This is a genomic window from Pseudomonas floridensis, from assembly GCF_002087235.1.
GTDB lineage: Bacteria > Pseudomonadota > Gammaproteobacteria > Pseudomonadales > Pseudomonadaceae > Aquipseudomonas > Aquipseudomonas floridensis.
In genome coordinates, this window is record NZ_MUIO01000201.1 from 1 (window position 1) to 673 (window position 673).

Consider the following 673-nt stretch of genomic DNA (forward strand, 5'->3'; position numbering starts at 1 on the left):
CGGGTCACGCTGGTGCCCAGTGTCAGCCAGAAGGTCGAGCTGGAGCGGCGCGGCTTCGAGCGGATCGCGCTGTTGTCGCGTGGCGTGGACAGTCAGTTGTTCCACCCTTCCAGACGCTCGCAAGCGCTGCGCGAAAGCTGGGGCCTCGGCCCGACTGACATCGGTGTGATTCATGTTGGCAGGCTGGCACCGGAGAAGAATCTGGGCCTGCTCAAGACCAGTTTCGAGGCGCTGAAGACGCGCTACCCGGAGCGCAACCTGAAACTGATCATCGTCGGTGACGGGCCACAGCGTGCGACGCTGGAACAACAGCTTCCCGAAGCGATTTTCTGTGGCACCCAACGCGGCGAGGCGCTGGCGATGCATTACGCTTCGGGCGACATGTTCCTGTTCCCGAGCCTGACCGAAACCTTCGGCAATGTGGTGCTCGAAGCGCTGGCCTCGGGCCTGGGCGTGGTGGCTTACGATGAAGCCGCCGCCGGGCAGCATATTCGCCACGGCCACAACGGCGCGCTGGCCATGCCCGCTGATGAGGCGGCATTCATCGATGCCGCGCTGTGGATGCTGGAAGACGATGAGACGCTGCGCCGTGTGCGTCTTAACGCAAGACAACATGCCAGCCGTCAGGGGTGGCAGGCGATCATCGATCAGTTCGAGCGGCAGTTGCTCGAGG

Annotated in this window: 1 protein-coding gene; it reads left to right on the top strand. The window is 63.7% G+C overall.

Annotation, left to right across the window (positions count from 1 at the left end; translation table 11 throughout):
• Positions 1-673, top strand: a 673-nt coding sequence (locus BZK31_RS28190; RefSeq protein ID WP_157900823.1) for a glycosyltransferase family 4 protein, incomplete at both ends; no start/stop codon positions are given.